Origin of the sequence: Cyanobium sp. Tous-M-B4 (genome assembly GCF_024345395.1) — a bacterium.
In the GTDB taxonomy this organism is placed as follows: domain Bacteria; phylum Cyanobacteriota; class Cyanobacteriia; order PCC-6307; family Cyanobiaceae; genus Cyanobium_A.
The window spans coordinates 110,669-125,208 of record NZ_JAGQBA010000001.1; the positions used below are offsets into that span (position 1 = coordinate 110,669).

Below are 14,540 nucleotides of genomic sequence, written 5' to 3' on the forward strand. Positions count from 1 at the left end.
GTGGGGTGAGTCTGCCTGCCGGCGCTCAGGCGTAGCTGGCTTGATACCAACGGGCGAAGCGTTCAACCCCCACCTCAATAGAGGTGGAGGGACTAAAGCCCACCCAGGCCTCGAGCAAGCTCGTATCGGCGGCGGTGGCCTCCACATCGCCGGGCTGCATGGGCTGCAGGTCGCGGATCGCCTGCCTACCTAAAGCCCGCTCGAGCAGATCAATGAAATACAGCAGCTGCACCGGCTGGCTGTTGCCGATATTGAACAAGCGGTGCGGCGCCCAGCTGGTGGCAGGGTCTGGAGCCGCGGTGTCAAAACTGGGATCGGCGCTGGCCGGCTTATCGGCGCAGGCGATCACCGTGGTCACGATGTCGTCGATGTAGGTGAAATCGCGGCGCATGCGGCCCTGGTTGAACACCCGAATCGGCTCCCCCGCCACGATCGCCTTGGCAAACAACATCGGCGCCATGTCGGGCCGGCCCCAGGGGCCGTACACGGTGAAAAAGCGCAGCCCCGTGGCCGGTAGCCCATAGAGATGGCTGTAGGTGTGGGCCATCAGCTCACTGGCCTTCTTAGTGGCCGCGTACAGGCTCACCGGGTGGTTCACCGGCTGGTGCTCCGTAAACGGCAGGTTGGTGTTGCCGCCATACACCGAGCTACTGGAGGCATACACCAGATGCTCAACGCCGTGGTGCCGGCAACCTTCCAGGATCGAACCAAACCCCACCAGGTTGCTCTGCAAGTACACCGCAGGGTTCTCAAGGGAGTAACGCACCCCGGCCTGGGCTGCCAAGTGGATCACCAGCCGGGGTCGTTCGCGGGCGAAGAGGTCCGCGATGGCAGATCCGTCCTCCAGCTCCAAACGCTGAAAGCACCAGGACTCCCTGGGGGCAGAGGCCTCGAGCCGGCTCAGCCGGGCCTGCTTCAAGGCGGGGTCGTAGTAGCTGTTGAGGTTGTCTATCCCCACCACCCGTTCACCCCGGGCCAAAAGCCGCTCACACACCGCCGCACCGATGAAGCCGGCCGCACCGGTCACCAGCACGGGGCGACTCATGGGGCCAAAAGCTGGCGGAAGTAAGCGATCGTGGGCTCCAGCCCCTGCTCCAGCGCCACCGTCGGCTGCCAGCCCAGCTCGCGGGTGGCCAGCTCGATCACCGGTTGACGTTGCAGCGGATCATCCGCCGGCAGCGGTTCACAGGTCAGCGGTAGCTCCGGATTAATCCGGGAGCGCACCAGCTCGGCCAGCTGGCGGATCGTGAATTCACCCGGGTTGCCGATGTTGATCGGGCCGGTGTGCGCCCCATTCATCAGCCGGATCAGCCCCTCCACCAGATCATCCACATAACAAAAGCTGCGGGTCTGGCTGCCATCGCCATAAAGGGTGAGCGGTTCACCGCGCAGGGCCTGCACGATGAAGTTGCTCACCACCCGGCCGTCATCGGGCAGCATCCGCGGCCCATAGGTGTTGAAGATCCGCGCTACCCGGATCTCCACCCCATGCATGCGCCGGTAGTCAAAGCACAGCGTTTCAGCGATGCGCTTGCCTTCGTCGTAGCAGCTGCGCAAACCGATGGTGTTGACACAGCCCCGATAGCTCTCCGGCTGGGGGTGCACCTCCGGATCGCCATACACCTCACTGGTGCTGGCCAGCAGCAACCGCGCCCCCACCCGCCGCGCCAGGCCCAGCATGTTGTAAGTACCCAGGAAGCTGGTTTTGGCGGTCTTGATCGGGTTGTGCTGGTAGTGCACCGGCGAAGCCGGGCAGGCCAGGTGCCAGATCCGGTCCACCTCCAGCCGGATCGGTTCGGTGACGTCATGGCGGATCAGCTCAAAGCGCGGATGGCCGATCCACTGGGCCACATTGGCTTTGCGGCCAGTGAAAAAGTTGTCGAGGCAGATCACCTCCTCCCCGGCCTCCATCAGCCGGTCCACCAGGTGCGACCCCACAAAACCGGCGCCGCCGGTGATCAGGTTGCGGGTAAGGGAGGCGGGCATGGCTCAGCCCTCCCCCACGGTCCACACCTGCAGCCCCGCGGCACGGGCTAGGGCGCCGTCGGCCTTAGCGCGCGCATCAAACAGCCAGGCCGGCTGGCGCATCACCGCCGCCACTTGCTGCCAGTCGATCACAGCAAACTGCTGCCATTCGGTGAGCAGCAGCAGGGCATCGGCGCCGCTGGCCGCCTGCTGCACCTCCGGCACCTGCTGCCAGCTGCCCTCGCCAGCGCCGGCCGATTGACCCAGATCCTGAGCTATCTGGCTCTCGCTCACCTTGGGATCGACGATCTGCAGCACCGCCCCCTCCTCCAGCAGGTCCCGGCAGATCCGGATCGCCGGTGATTCCCGCGTGTCATTGGTATCGGCCTTAAAAGCAAACCCCAGCACGCCGATCCGCTTGCCGCTCACCGTGCCAAACAGCTTGCTGATCACCAGCCGGGCTATGCGCTGTTGCTGCCAGTGGTTCAGCCTCACCACCTGCTCCCAGTAGGCCGCCACCTCCTCCAGCCCGTAGTGCCGGCACAGGTAGACCAAATTCAAGATGTCCTTCTGAAAGCAGCTGCCGCCAAAGCCCGGACCCGCCTGCAGAAACTTCTCGCCAATGCGGCTGTCGGCGCCAATCGCCCGGGCCACCTCGCGCACATTGGCGCCAGTGGCCTCGCAGAAAGCCGCAATGCTGTTGATCGAGCTGATCCGCTGCGCCAAAAAGGCATTAGCCGTGAGTTTTGAGAGCTCGCTGCTCCAGAGGTTGGTGCGCAGGATCTTCTGGGGCGCCACCCACTGGCCGTAAATCGCCGCCAGGGCTTCGATCGCCTCGGGGTCCTGGCCGCCGATCAGCACCCGATCTGGCTTCTCCAAATCGGCAATAGCTGTGCCCTCCGCCAGAAACTCCGGATTGGAGAGCACCGAAAAGCTCTTGGCCGGCTGGGTTTCACCTACATCACTGCCCTCAGATGCGGAGAGGATTTGCTGAATCACCTCAGCGGTGCGCACCGGCAGCGTGCTTTTCTCCACCACGATCGTGTGACCGCGGGCAGCTTTTGCCACCGTGCGGGCACTCGCCTCCACCCACTTCAGGTCGCTGGCCTGGCCTGCACCCAGCCCTTTCGTTTTGGTGGGTGTGTTCACCGAGATGAACACCAGATCCGCCGCAGCGATTGCCTCCTCCACGGCCGTGGAAAAGTGCAAATTGCGGCCCCGGCAGCGGCCCACCACCGCATCAAGACCAGGCTCGTACACCGGTAGACGGCTGAGATCGGCGCCATTCCAGGCTGCAATCCGTTCAGCGCTGAGGTCCACCACAGTCACCTGCACATCCGGGCAGCGATCTGCAATCACCGCCATAGTTGGGCCGCCCACATAGCCCGCTCCGATGCAGCAGATGGAGCGGATGGTGGGCAATCCCATGGAACTCACATAGCCAGGAAGAGAGACTATTCCTTAAGCACGAATTACCTCCATGGCCCAGCTGCTAATCACCGGAGGTGCTGGCTTCATCGGCAGCCACAGCTGTCTGGTGCTGCTGGAGGCGGGCCACAACTTGGTGGTGCTCGACAACTTCGACAACAGCTCCCCCGAGAGCCTGAAGCGCGTGCTCGAACTCGCCGGCCCCTCCGCAGCCGGCAGGCTGCAGGTGGTGGAGGGCGACATTCGCTCCGCTGCAGATCTGGAACGGGCCTTCGCGGCGGCCCCGGCGGGCCAGCCAATCACAGCCGTGGTCCACTTCGCCGGTCTCAAGGCGGTGGGTGAATCGGTGCGAGAGCCGCTGCGTTACTGGGACGTGAACCTCTGTGGCTCGCGCCAGCTGCTGGAGGCAATGCAGGCCCATGGCTGCCGCAGCCTGGTGTTCAGCAGCAGCTGCACGGTTTACGGCCTACCCGAACAAACACCGATCAGTGAATCTGCCGCCATCCAGCCGATCAACCCCTACGGCCACAGCAAAGCCGCGGTGGAACAGCTGCTGGCCGATCTGGCGGCCAGCGAAGCAGGCTGGCGCATCGCCCGGCTGCGCTACTTCAATCCGGTGGGCGCCCACCCCAGTGGCCGCATCGGCGAAGACCCCAGGGGCATACCCAACAACCTGTTCCCCTTTGTGAGCCAGGTGGCGGTGGGGCGTCGCTACTGCCTGCAGGTATTTGGCGGCGACTGGCCCACCCGCGATGGCAGCGGCATCCGCGACTACATCCATGTGATGGACCTCGCTGAGGGGCACCGGGCCGCCTTGGACGTGCTGCTGGCCGAGCCCCCCCAGCTGCTCAGCCTCAACCTGGGCAGCGGCCAGGGCCACTCGGTGCTGGAGGTGGTGAGGGCCTTCGAGCTCGCCAGTGGCCGTTCAGTTCCCTACACCGTTGTGGAAAGGCGAGACGGAGACGCGGCCAGCACCGTGGCCGATCCGCGCCTGGCAACTACACGACTCGGCTGGCGCACCCGCCGCTCCCTGGAGGAGATGTGCCGCGACGGCTGGACCTGGCAGCAGGCCAATCCCGAGGGTTATGGCAGCTGAAGCAAGGCTGGTGCTCGCCGGTGGCGGCCATAGCCACGCCCTGGTGCTACGCATGTGGGCCATGGGCCGGCAGCGGCCGGCCGCCTGGATCACTCTGGTGAGCCGCCACAGCACCACCCTCTATTCGGGCATGGTGCCGGGGCTGGTTGCCGGTCTTTATGAGCCAGCCGACTGCGCCATCGACCTGCGCCGCCTTTGCCTGCTGGCGGGGGTGACCTTTGTGCAGGCAGAGATCACGGCGATTGATCCCGTGAGCCGGGAGCTGGCACTGGCGGGGCGGCCCAACCTGCGCTGGGACTGGCTCAGCCTCGATGTGGGCGCAGAAACCAGCGCCGTAACTCATGCGGCCATGGCGGTAAAGCCCCTGGAGCCCTTCTTGCTCTGGTGCAGCCAGCCCAAATCAGGCAGCGTCCGCATTCGCGGTGGCGGTGGCGCAGCCGTAGAGGTGGCCCTGGCCCTACGGGCGAGGGGCCAGCAGCCCAAGCTGCAGCTACGCGGGACCCAGCTGAATCTGGGCTCAAAGGCAGCCAACCGATTGGGGGGGCAGCTACTGGAGAGCGCCGGCATTGCCATCGAGGCCAACTGCCCGGACGCCGCCGCCGCCGACCTGGCCTGCACTGGCAGCCGCGCACCCCGCTGGCTCGCCGCCTCAGGCCTGGCCTGCAACAGCGAGGGGCGCCTGCTCACTGAGGCCTGCCTGCAGGTACGGCAGCAGCCGAGGTTGTTCGCCAGCGGCGACTGCGGCGTGATCGCCAGCAGGCCCAGGCCCGCCTCCGGTGTCTGGGCTGTGCGCTGCGCCCAAACCCTGGCCCACAACCTGACGGCAGTGGTGGCGGGCCGCCAGCTGCGGCCCTGGCGGCCCCAGCGCTGGGCCCTGCAGCTGCTGGGCGATGGCAGCAACACCAGGCCCCAGGCGGTGGCCTTCTGGGGTCCATGGGCCCTGGGCCCCAGCCCGCTGCTGTGGCGTTGGAAACAGGCCGTGGATCGGCGCTTCATGGCCGGTTTCAGCGAGCTGAAGGCCATGGGCCCAGATGGGGGCGCAGCGATGGCATGCCGCGGCTGCGCCGCCAAACTGGCCGCCAGTCCCCTGCAAGACGCCCTGGCGCGCAATGGCCTCGGCGGCGGCACCCCGGGCAGCGCCGAGGACGCCGCGGTGATCGCCCAGGCAGGCGATGGGTCCCTGCTGCTGCAGAGCGTCGATGGCTTTCCAGCGCTGGTGGCCGACGCCTGGCTCAATGCCCGGCTCACCACCCTGCATGCCTGCAGTGATATCTGGGCCAGTGGCGCCCAGGTGGAAAGCCTGCAAGCGGTGGTCACCCTGCCTGAGCTAGCTCCCGCCCTGCAGGCAGACCTGCTCAGCGACACCCTGGCCGGCATCCAATCGGTGCTGCAACCGCTCGGGGCCCGCCTGATCGGCGGCCACAGCCTGGAGGCCCGCGACAGCCAAACCAGCCCGGCCAACCCCGCTGGCCTGAGCTTGGTGCTGAGCGTGAACGGCAGGGCAGCCGCTGGGCGGCACTGGGGCAAGGGGCCCTTGCGCAGCGGCGATGGGCTGTTGCTGTGCCGGCCCATCGGCACTGGGGTGCTTTTTGCCGCGGCCATGGCTGGAGCCGCCCAGCCCCAGTGGATAGATGCCGCCCTAGCCCAAATGCAGCAATGCCAAGCAAGCCTGGTGGAGCTACTAAACCGCCGCGGCTGCCGGGCCTGCACCGACGTGACCGGCTTCGGGCTGTTGGGCCATCTGGGCGAAATGCTGGCCGCCAGCCCAGCAAACTGCCGCGTGACGCTGGCGGCAGCAGCTATCCCGGCCCTACCTGGGGCCTTAGCCCTGCTGGGCGCAGGCTGGGCCAGCAGCCTGGCCCCTTCTAATGCCAGCGCCCTGGCCCTACTGGGGGAGCGGATTGAGCTCCAGGGGCAAGCCGATGCAGCGCATCAAGCCCTGCTGCTTGATCCCCAGACCTGCGGACCCCTGCTGGCGGCGCTTCCAGGCGACCAGCTGGCTGCGGCCCTGAGCGATCTGCAGCAAGCAGGCTTTGGCGAAGCCGCTGTGATCGGCCAAGTGCACACCTAAACGACAGCGCGCCGAACCGCCAGCGACAATGACTTATCTGCGAGACCGGCGTCTTGTCTGCCCTTACCCGCTGCCTGGAAGAAGAAGCAGCTGCCATTGCCGCCGCCGCCCAGCGCCTCAGCAGCGAACAGGTGGAAGCAGCCCTGGAGCTGCTGGAGGGGTGCCGCCAACGCCGCGCCAAGCTTGTACTTACGGGTGTGGGCAAGAGCGGCATAGTCGCCCGCAAAATTGCGGCCACCTTTTCCTCTATCGGCCTTACGGCCGTATTTCTCAATCCGGTCGATGCCCTGCACGGCGATCTCGGCATCGTGGCTGCCGACGACGTCGCCCTGCTGCTCTCCAACAGCGGTGAAACCGAAGAGTTGCTAGCGATCCTGCCCCACCTGCGCCGCCGCGGCACGGCCCTGATCGCCCTAGTGGGGCGTCTGGAGTCCAGCCTGGCTAATGGCTGCGACGTGGTGCTGGATAGCTCGGTGGATCGGGAGGTTTGCCCGCTGAACCTGGCTCCCACAGCCAGCACGGCGGTAGCTATGGCGATTGGCGACGCCCTAGCGGCAGTGTGGATGGAGCGGGCAGGCATATCGCCCGAAGACTTCGCCATCAACCATCCAGCCGGCTCCCTCGGCCGCCAGCTCACCCTCACCGTGGCCGATCTGATGGTGCCGGCAACAGCTCTGGACGGGCTCTCTCCCGAGGCACCCCTGGCTGAGGTGATAGGGCGGCTCACCGAAGGCAGCAACGGCAAAGGCAGTCTTGGGGCTGCCTGGGTGCGAGCCAGCGCGAACCCCGAACTGATGGCCGGGCTGATCACGGACGGAGACCTGCGTCGCACCCTGCAGCACCATGACCCGGCCAGCTGGGCCACCATCCGCGCCGACGCCATGGCCACTGCTGACCCGATCACGGTTACGCCCCAAACACTTGCAGTCGCAGCCTTAGAGCTGATGGAACGCAATCCCCGTAAAGCCATTTCGGTGCTGCCAGTTGTGGAGCCCTCCCAACCTCACCAGCTGCTTGGCCTGTTGCGGCTGCACGATCTGGTGCAGGCTGGGTTCAGCAGTACCGCCGCGGAGCGCCCATGACGGCCATTCCCTTCACCTTGATCGCCGGGCCCTGTGTAATCGAAAGCCGCGATCTGGTGCTGCAGATCGCCGAGCAAGTGAGCACGATCTGCGCTCGCGTCGGCATCCGCTACATCTTCAAAGCCAGCTTCGACAAAGCCAACCGCAGCTCCGGCAAGTCGTTTCGCGGCCCGGGCCCCGATGAGGGGTTGAAGATCCTCCAGGAGGTGGGCCAGAGCTTCGGGGTGCCCGTGCTCACCGACATCCACGAGAGCTGTCAGGCGGCGGCGGCGGCCCAGGCCGTGGATGTGCTGCAGATCCCCGCCTTTCTCTGCCGTCAGACCGACCTGCTCGAAGCCGCCGCCAAGGCAGTGGCCGGCACCAGCAAGGTGGTAAACGTCAAAAAGGGGCAGTTTCTGGCGCCCTGGGACATGGCCCAGGTGGTGAACAAAATGCAGGAATGCGGGCTAGATCCCGCCAGCGGCCGCCTTTGGCTCACCGAGCGAGGCACCAGTTTTGGCTACAACGCCCTTGTGGTTGATTACCGCAGCTTCCCCCAGCTCCAAGCCCTGGGTTGCCCGGTGATCTTCGATGCCACCCACGCCGTGCAGCAGCCCGGCGGTCGTGGCACCAGCACCGGCGGGCAGCGGGAGTTTGTGGCACCACTTGCCAGAGCTGCCGTCGCCGTGGGGGTGGACGGTTTGTTCATGGAGACCCATCCAGACCCCGACAACGCCCTGAGCGACGGGCCGAACATGGTGCCGCTGCACCGGCTCGAGGCCCTGCTCAGCCAGCTGCTGGCCCTGCGTCAAGTAGTGGCAGCGGGTGTGGCCCCAAGCAGCCTGTGATCCGCCAGCTGCTGCAACGAACCCTGCTGCGGCGCCGGAATCTTGCAGCGATTGAATTGCTGGTTTGTGATGTTGACGGTGTCCTCACCGATGGCGGCTTGCACTACGACGAGCAGGGCCAGGTGGTGAAGCGCTTCGACGTGCGCGACGGCCTGGCGATCCGGATGCTGCAGCGAGCAGGCATTGAGGTGGCCTTTCTCAGCGGCGGGCGCAGCGGCGCCATCGAGCAGCGGGCCCGGCATCTTCACGTCAATCACTGTCTGGTGGGCGTCGGCGACAAGCTCAGCGCCCTACGCCAGCTCCAGGCCAACCTGCAGCTGGAGCGCCAGCAAACCGCCTTCATCGGCGACGACCTCAACGACCTAACAGTGCGCCCGGCTACGGGTCTGCTGATCTGCCCCGCCGACGGCGCCCGCGGCCTGCGCCGCCAGGCCGACTGGGTGCTGCGCCGCCGGGGGGGGGATGGGGCCGTGCGTGAACTAGCTGAAGCCCTGCTGCTGCAGCGGGGGCTGTTGCAAAGCCTCAACCGCGAGGGCTGGCGAGACGGCAACGCCTAGGCGCCGGCTAGGGCGCGGGCCTGCTCCAGCTGCTCCGGGGTATCCACCGAGAGGCAGTCCTGCGCCACCTCGTAGGTGAGCAGGGGGATACCGGCGTCGATAAGCCGCAGCTGCTCCAACTTCTCCAGGTCTTCGAGCCGGGAATGGGGCAGGGCCGCCCAGCCCACCAACACGTCGGCCCGATAGCCATAGAGGCCCACATGGCCCCAATAGGTGGTGTGCTGGGCCCACTGCTCCGGCGGCACCCCGCGCAAATGGGGCAGGGCACTGCGGGAGAAGGTGATGGCGCGGCCGTCGCGGGCCCGCAGCACCTTCACCACATTGGGATCGTGCAACTTGTCGGCTGTGAGGGGATAGACGGGCGTGAGCACCGGCGGCCGCTGCAGCTGGGCAAACTCAGCCGCCATCGCCTCGATAATCGCCGGATCCAGCAGCGGCTGGTCGCCCTGGACGTTGATCACCAGGGTTTGGTCAAAATCAGATGCCGCACCCCCCGCAGCGGCCACCAGCTCCGCCACCACGCTGGCCAGGCGTTCACTGCCGGAGCTGCAATCAGGCGAGGTCATCAGCACCGGGAAGCCCCAGCCTTCGGCAACAGCGCGCACCTGGTCGCTGTCTGTGCACACCACCACGGCCGCCACACCCTGGGCCTGCCGGCAGCGCTCCAACACATGCTGGAGCATGGGCTTGCCGGCAATATCGGCGAGCAGCTTGCCGGGCAGCCGCGCCGATTCCAGCCGGGCCGGTACGGCCACCACCACTCGGGGAACGGACATCTGGTCAGTCATCCCGCCACGCTAACGAGGGGTCTGCGGCGCTCAGATCCGCTCCAAGCGCAGCCGCTCGGCCCGCAACTGGCGCAGCCGCTGGCCCAACTCGGGGCCTTGCCTCATGCCAGCAGCCAGCAGGTCGGCGGCGGTGAGCTCGGCCTTGACCTGGCGCCAGCGCAGCAGCCAGCGCAGCAGGGGCCGGCGCGGGCCGCTGCCACAGGCCAGGGCCAGGGCCACCGCTTCTGGACTGCAACCAGAAGCCTCCAGCAGGGCGCACCAGTGCTCGGGCAGCGCCGGAGATCCCTCGAGCTGGTGCTCCACCAGCCGGCGCCGCAACTCCAACCATTGCGCCAGCAGGCGGTGCTGGCGGTGGGGCAACTGCAGCCGCTCCGCCAGGGCAAGGGGCTGGCGCGCTCCCGCCACCAGGGCCACCAGCAGCGGCAACCCCAGCCGAGCAGCCCAGCGCAACCGCCGCGACCACTGGGTATCCGCCTGCAGCGCCGGATCAAGCAGCGCCAGAGCGCCCCAGCGCTGCAGGGCCCCCAGCGCCGCCGGCCAGGGCTCGCGCTCCAGCAGCAACTCCAACTCCATCCGCAGGCGCGTGCCCAGGGCTGACGGCGCCTCAGCCGGCGGATCACCCTGGCGCCAAGGCCAAGGCCACTGGGCCAGGGTGGCCGCCGCCTGCTCGGCGCTCAGCGCCTCAAGCTCCAGACCTAGCCGCGCCGCATAGCGGGCACCGCGCACCAGCCGGGTGGGATCGTCGCGAACGCTGCCGTGATGCAAAAAGCGAAGCTGGCGCAGCCCCAGATCCGCCTGGCCTCCATGGGGATCGAGCAGGGTGCCACTGACCAGATCCAAGGCCATGGCGTTGATGCTGAAATCACGCCTGGCCAGATCATCGGCCAGAGAGCCGAAGCTCACCTGAGGATTTTCGGCTGGCACCGGGTAGGTCTCGCAGCGGGCGGTGGCCACATCCAGCAGCACCTGCTGGCCGTCCAAATTGAGTTCGAGCTCAACGGTGCCGTAAGCGCCATGCTCCTGGCAGCGCTGCACCACAGCCTCGCCCAGCTGGCCAGCCAGCTCCTTAACCAGCTCTGAAGCCCGGCCCTGCACCACCAGGTCAAGATCGGGCAGCCCCCGCCAGGGATCGTTGTGCAGCCGGTGCAGCAACAAATCCCGCACCGCCCCACCGACCAATGCCACCGGCCGAACCCCTGCCCGGCTCAGGGCTGTCAGCAGGGGCGCTGGAATGCCGGGGATTTCCACCTAGACCGGCTCGATCGGCGCCAGACGCGGGTCAAGGATTTTGGGCCCCATCCCCTGAAATTTCACGGCAATCGACACCTTCTCACCACTGCCAAACAGGTGGGTCACCTGACCTTCGCCAAAGCTGCTGTGGCGCAGCCGGTCCCCCACCGCCCAGGTTTTGGCAGCCGCCCGGCGCCGCACCGCATTGGCGGGAGCACCGGCCGCACCGCCACCGGCCACCTGGCGTGAATCCTCGCGATCCACGCGGGTGAGCCGCTCCAGGCGCTGCTCACGGCGAATGGAAGCTCCACCGCTATGGGGAATGTCCCCCTGGATCAGGGCGCTGGGCAGCTCCGAAAGAAACACCGAGGGCACCGCTGGCTCGCGCATGCCACCCCAAAGCCGCCGCTCACTGGCATGGGAGAGAAACAGCCGCTCCTTAGCCCGGGTGAGGCCCACGTAGCAGAGGCGGCGCTCCTCCTCGAGAGCAGAGGGGTCTTCCAAGGAGCGATAGCTGGGGAAGAGACCCTGCTCCATGCCCACCAGGTACACCACCGGAAATTCCAAGCCCTTACTGGCATGCAGGGTCATCAGGGTGACCCGGTCCTGCTCAGTGTCCTTGCTGTCAGCGTCGCTGGCCAGGGCGGCTGAGGCCAGGAAATCCTCCAGGGAGCCCTCCTCGTTTTCCTCCTGGTATTGCAAGGCGGCATTCACCAGCTCATTGAGGTTGCGGCGCCGGTCTTCCGCTTCATCGGTGCCTTCGGTGATCAACTCGGCCACATAGCCGCTCTGCTCCATCACCCGCTGCACCAGTTCAGAAGGGGCGATGTCTTGAGCGCAGGCCTGCAAGCCGTTAATCAGCTCGCAAAACTGCAGCAACCCCTTGGCCGAGCGGCCGCCCAAAGAACGCACTGCTTCAGCATCACGCACCACTTCCCAGAGGGGAATGCCAAGCTGGTTGGAAGCGTCGGTGAGTCGCTCGATCGTGGTTTTACCGATGCCGCGCTTGGGGGTATTGAGCACCCGCAACAGGCTCACGGTGTCGGCGGGGTTCACCAACAGCTTGAGGTAGGCGAGTACATCCTTGATCTCACGGCGGTCGTAGAAGCGCAGCCCCCCCACCACGATGTATGGGATGCCCCAGCGCACCAGCGACTCCTCCATCGCCCGCGACTGGGCATTGGTGCGATACAGCACCGCCATATCGCCCCAGCTGAGATCGGGGTGGGCGGCCTCGAGCATGCGCATGCGATGCACCACCGCCTCGGCCTCGGCGATCTCGTCATCGCAGCGGGTGAGGGAGATCAATTCACCCTCGCCTCGGGTGGGCCGCAGCACCTTGTCGATCCGCTCGGAGTTGTGGGCGATCAGGGCATTGGCCGCCTCCAGGATCGTGGCGGTGGAGCGGTAGTTCTCCTCCAGCTTCACCATCGTGGCGGTCGTCTCACTGGCGGCCCCATCACCGAAGTCGTCCTGAAAGCCCATCAGGATCGTGAAATCGGCGGCGCGGAAGCTGTAGATGCTCTGGTCCGCGTCACCCACCACAAACACCGAGCGCCCGTCCCAGTCGTCGTAGTCGGAGGGTTCACGACCGTTGGTCACCAGCAGCTTGATCAGGTCGTACTGGGTGCGGTTGGTGTCCTGGTATTCATCCACCAGCACATGGCGGAAGCGCCGGTGCCAGTAGTCGCGGACCTGCTCGTTCTGACGCAGCAGCTGCACCGGCAGCAGCAGCAGATCATCGAAATCGAGGGCGTTGTTGGCGGCCAGGGCGCGCCGGTAGCGCCGGTAGGTCTCCGCCATCAACCGACCCCGCTGGCCGCCGGCATCGGCTTCCAGCTGCTCGGGCATCCAGCCCTGGTTCTTGGCGTTGCTGATCGCCCAGCGCACCTTCTTGGGCTCAAAGCGCTTGGGATCTAGCTGCAGCTCCTGGGTGACGATCTCCTTGATCAGGCTCTGCACGTCGTTCTCGTCGTAGATCGAGAACTGGCGCGTCCAACTGAGGCCTTCGGGATCCTTGAACTTGTCGATATCGAAGCGCAGCAGCCGGGCGAACAGGGCGTGGAACGTACCGATCCACAGCTCCTTGATCACCTCGCGGTAGATGCGCGAGCGCAGCTGGCGCTGCTCCACCGCCGGCAGGGTGCTCCAGGGCTGGCCAAACTGGCTCTGGGCCAGCTTCTGAGCCAGCAGCAGCTCCAGCCGCTCCTTCATCTCGCGGGCCGCCTTATTGGTGAAGGTGACCGCGAGCAGATGGGCCGGATCGGCGCCGTGGTGGCCGATCAGGTGGGCGATGCGGTGGGTGAGGGCGCGGGTTTTGCCGCTGCCCGCACCGGCCACCACCAGCAGCGGACCTGTGTGGTGGTCCACCGCCTTGCGCTGGGCGTCGTTGAGGCCGGCGAGAAATGCACTCATTCCTGAGACCCTAGGCAAGGCGACGGGCCAACCTCTGCCGCCAGCGCTCCAAGCGCAGCTGGAGCAGGGAAGGGGGCCTCAGTGGCGGCTCACCGGCCTGCAGCCGATCGATGTGGATGTTGATCGCCTCTAGAGCCTGGCGCCAGCGCTGGCGCAGCCGCGGTTCACTGAGCTCACCAAGCAACTCTTCCAAGCGGCGCGGAGCAGGCAGCCAGGAGGCTGGATCGGCCACCGCCGCAGCGATCCGCTCCCCGTCGGCGGCCAGGCTGCCCATGCCGATCTGGTGGGCCAGGCCCCCGGGGTCGAGGTTGTCAGCCAGGGCGTGGTTAAGGCTGCTGAACAGCACGCAGCCACAGGCCAGGGCCTCGATCGGCGGCAGACCAAAGCCCTCGCTCACCCCACTGCAGCGCCAGTGGTCGGCGGAGTCGTAAACCACCACCTTGGCGCTGTTGAACAGCCCCACCAGATCCTCCACCCAGCCGTCCTGCAGCAGCACCGTGAGCCCCCGGGCCCGCAGGGCTGGCACCAGCTGCTCCAGCACGTAGGTGCTGGTCTTGCGCCGCTGGATCAGCACATCGATCGAGCGGCCGCCCGGCGCCGGCTCAGCGCCGAAGTTGTGGGGGCGATCACCGCGGGCGATCCAACTGGCCTCCAGGGCGTTGGGCACCAGGAACAGCGGATTGCGGCTGGCCCATTGGCCCCAGTAGCCCAGGGTGTTGCGACTCACCGCCAGCACCGGCACCCCGGGGGGCAAGCGGAAGCCGTAGCCGCTGCTATGGGCGTGATATGCCACCGGCCGGCCCCGCAAGGCCCGCAACTGGCACGGCACATCAAAACCCCAGCTCACGATCCACAGGGCGGCAGTAGCGGCCGGGCTGCCTAGGGGTTCAGCCCGGAGCAGATCGTCCAGGTAGGGCAATCCGGGCTCCCGCTGCCGATAGGTAACCAGTTCCGTTGGCACCAGTTCGGCCAGCAGCCGGGCCGTCTGCTGCTCCACCAGCAGGCCGCCGCAGCGGTAGCGACCGCTGGTGCCTGGCACCAAAAAGCGAAGGGGGCGCAAGACGCTCAGAGGCTGCGGCCC

12 protein-coding genes are annotated in these 14,540 nt (G+C 66.8%); 5 read left to right on the forward strand and 7 right to left on the reverse strand.

The annotated features are described in order from the left end of the window. Nucleotides 1–25: 25 nt before the first annotated feature. From KBY73_RS00610 to KBY73_RS00620, 3 genes are read right to left on the reverse strand one after another with little or no spacing between them, the layout of a single operon-like run. Complete coding sequence (locus KBY73_RS00610; RefSeq protein ID WP_254935190.1) at nucleotides 26–1,045, reverse strand: NAD-dependent epimerase; 1,020 nt, start codon at nucleotides 1,043–1,045, stop codon at nucleotides 26–28. Then, complete coding sequence (locus KBY73_RS00615; protein ID WP_254935191.1) at nucleotides 1,042–1,986, reverse strand: UDP-glucuronic acid decarboxylase family protein; 945 nt, start codon at nucleotides 1,984–1,986, stop codon at nucleotides 1,042–1,044. Before KBY73_RS00615 ends, KBY73_RS00610 begins: the two co-directional genes overlap by 4 nt. 3 nt (nucleotides 1,987–1,989) lie before the next feature. Then, nucleotides 1,990–3,393, reverse strand: a complete 1,404-nt coding sequence (locus tag KBY73_RS00620; RefSeq protein ID WP_254935192.1) for a nucleotide sugar dehydrogenase — start codon at nucleotides 3,391–3,393, stop codon at nucleotides 1,990–1,992. Between the two features lie 52 nt (nucleotides 3,394–3,445). On the opposite strand from KBY73_RS00620, the gene galE reads away from it, so the two are divergent. From galE to KBY73_RS00645, 5 genes are read left to right on the forward strand one after another with little or no spacing between them, the layout of a single operon-like run. Beyond that, nucleotides 3,446–4,489 carry a UDP-glucose 4-epimerase GalE gene (gene galE, locus KBY73_RS00625; protein ID WP_254935193.1) on the forward strand — a complete coding sequence of 348 codons (1,044 nt, stop codon included), beginning with the start codon at nucleotides 3,446–3,448 and terminating at the stop codon, nucleotides 4,487–4,489. Continuing rightward, complete coding sequence (gene selD, locus KBY73_RS00630; protein WP_254935194.1) at nucleotides 4,479–6,560, forward strand: selenide, water dikinase SelD; 2,082 nt, start codon at nucleotides 4,479–4,481, stop codon at nucleotides 6,558–6,560. Before galE ends, selD begins: the two co-directional genes overlap by 11 nt. 53 nt (nucleotides 6,561–6,613) lie before the next feature. Then, nucleotides 6,614–7,642 (forward strand): SIS domain-containing protein, encoded by a 1,029-nt coding sequence (locus KBY73_RS00635; RefSeq protein WP_254935195.1) that lies wholly within the window; start codon nucleotides 6,614–6,616, stop codon nucleotides 7,640–7,642. Further along, nucleotides 7,639–8,469, forward strand: coding sequence for a 3-deoxy-8-phosphooctulonate synthase (kdsA, locus tag KBY73_RS00640; RefSeq protein ID WP_254935196.1), 831 nt, complete (start codon nucleotides 7,639–7,641; stop codon nucleotides 8,467–8,469). Before KBY73_RS00635 ends, kdsA begins: the two co-directional genes overlap by 4 nt. Beyond that, nucleotides 8,466–9,026 carry a KdsC family phosphatase gene (locus KBY73_RS00645; RefSeq protein WP_396096329.1) on the forward strand — a complete coding sequence of 187 codons (561 nt, stop codon included), beginning with the start codon at nucleotides 8,466–8,468 and terminating at the stop codon, nucleotides 9,024–9,026. Before kdsA ends, KBY73_RS00645 begins: the two co-directional genes overlap by 4 nt. Here the strand turns inward: KBY73_RS00645 and kdsB are convergent. Genes kdsB through KBY73_RS00665 form a run of 4 tightly spaced genes read right to left on the reverse strand, consistent with a single transcriptional unit; the run spans nucleotide 9,023 to nucleotide 14,519 of the window. Continuing rightward, the gene (kdsB, locus tag KBY73_RS00650) at nucleotides 9,023–9,802 is read right to left on the reverse strand and encodes a 3-deoxy-manno-octulosonate cytidylyltransferase (protein WP_254935597.1); all 780 of its coding nucleotides are present in this window, start codon (nucleotides 9,800–9,802) and stop codon (nucleotides 9,023–9,025) included. The genes KBY73_RS00645 and kdsB overlap by 4 nt on opposite strands. A 42-nt stretch (nucleotides 9,803–9,844) precedes the next feature. Beyond that, complete coding sequence (locus KBY73_RS00655) at nucleotides 9,845–11,062, reverse strand: CCA tRNA nucleotidyltransferase (RefSeq protein WP_254935197.1); 1,218 nt, start codon at nucleotides 11,060–11,062, stop codon at nucleotides 9,845–9,847. Continuing rightward, nucleotides 11,063–13,459, reverse strand: coding sequence for a UvrD-helicase domain-containing protein (locus KBY73_RS00660; protein ID WP_254935198.1), 2,397 nt, complete (start codon nucleotides 13,457–13,459; stop codon nucleotides 11,063–11,065). 10 nt (nucleotides 13,460–13,469) lie between these two features. Beyond that, on the reverse strand, nucleotides 13,470–14,519 hold the full coding sequence (locus KBY73_RS00665) for a glycosyltransferase (RefSeq protein WP_254935199.1): 1,050 nt from the start codon (nucleotides 14,517–14,519) through the stop codon (nucleotides 13,470–13,472). Nucleotides 14,520–14,540 lie beyond the last annotated feature (21 nt).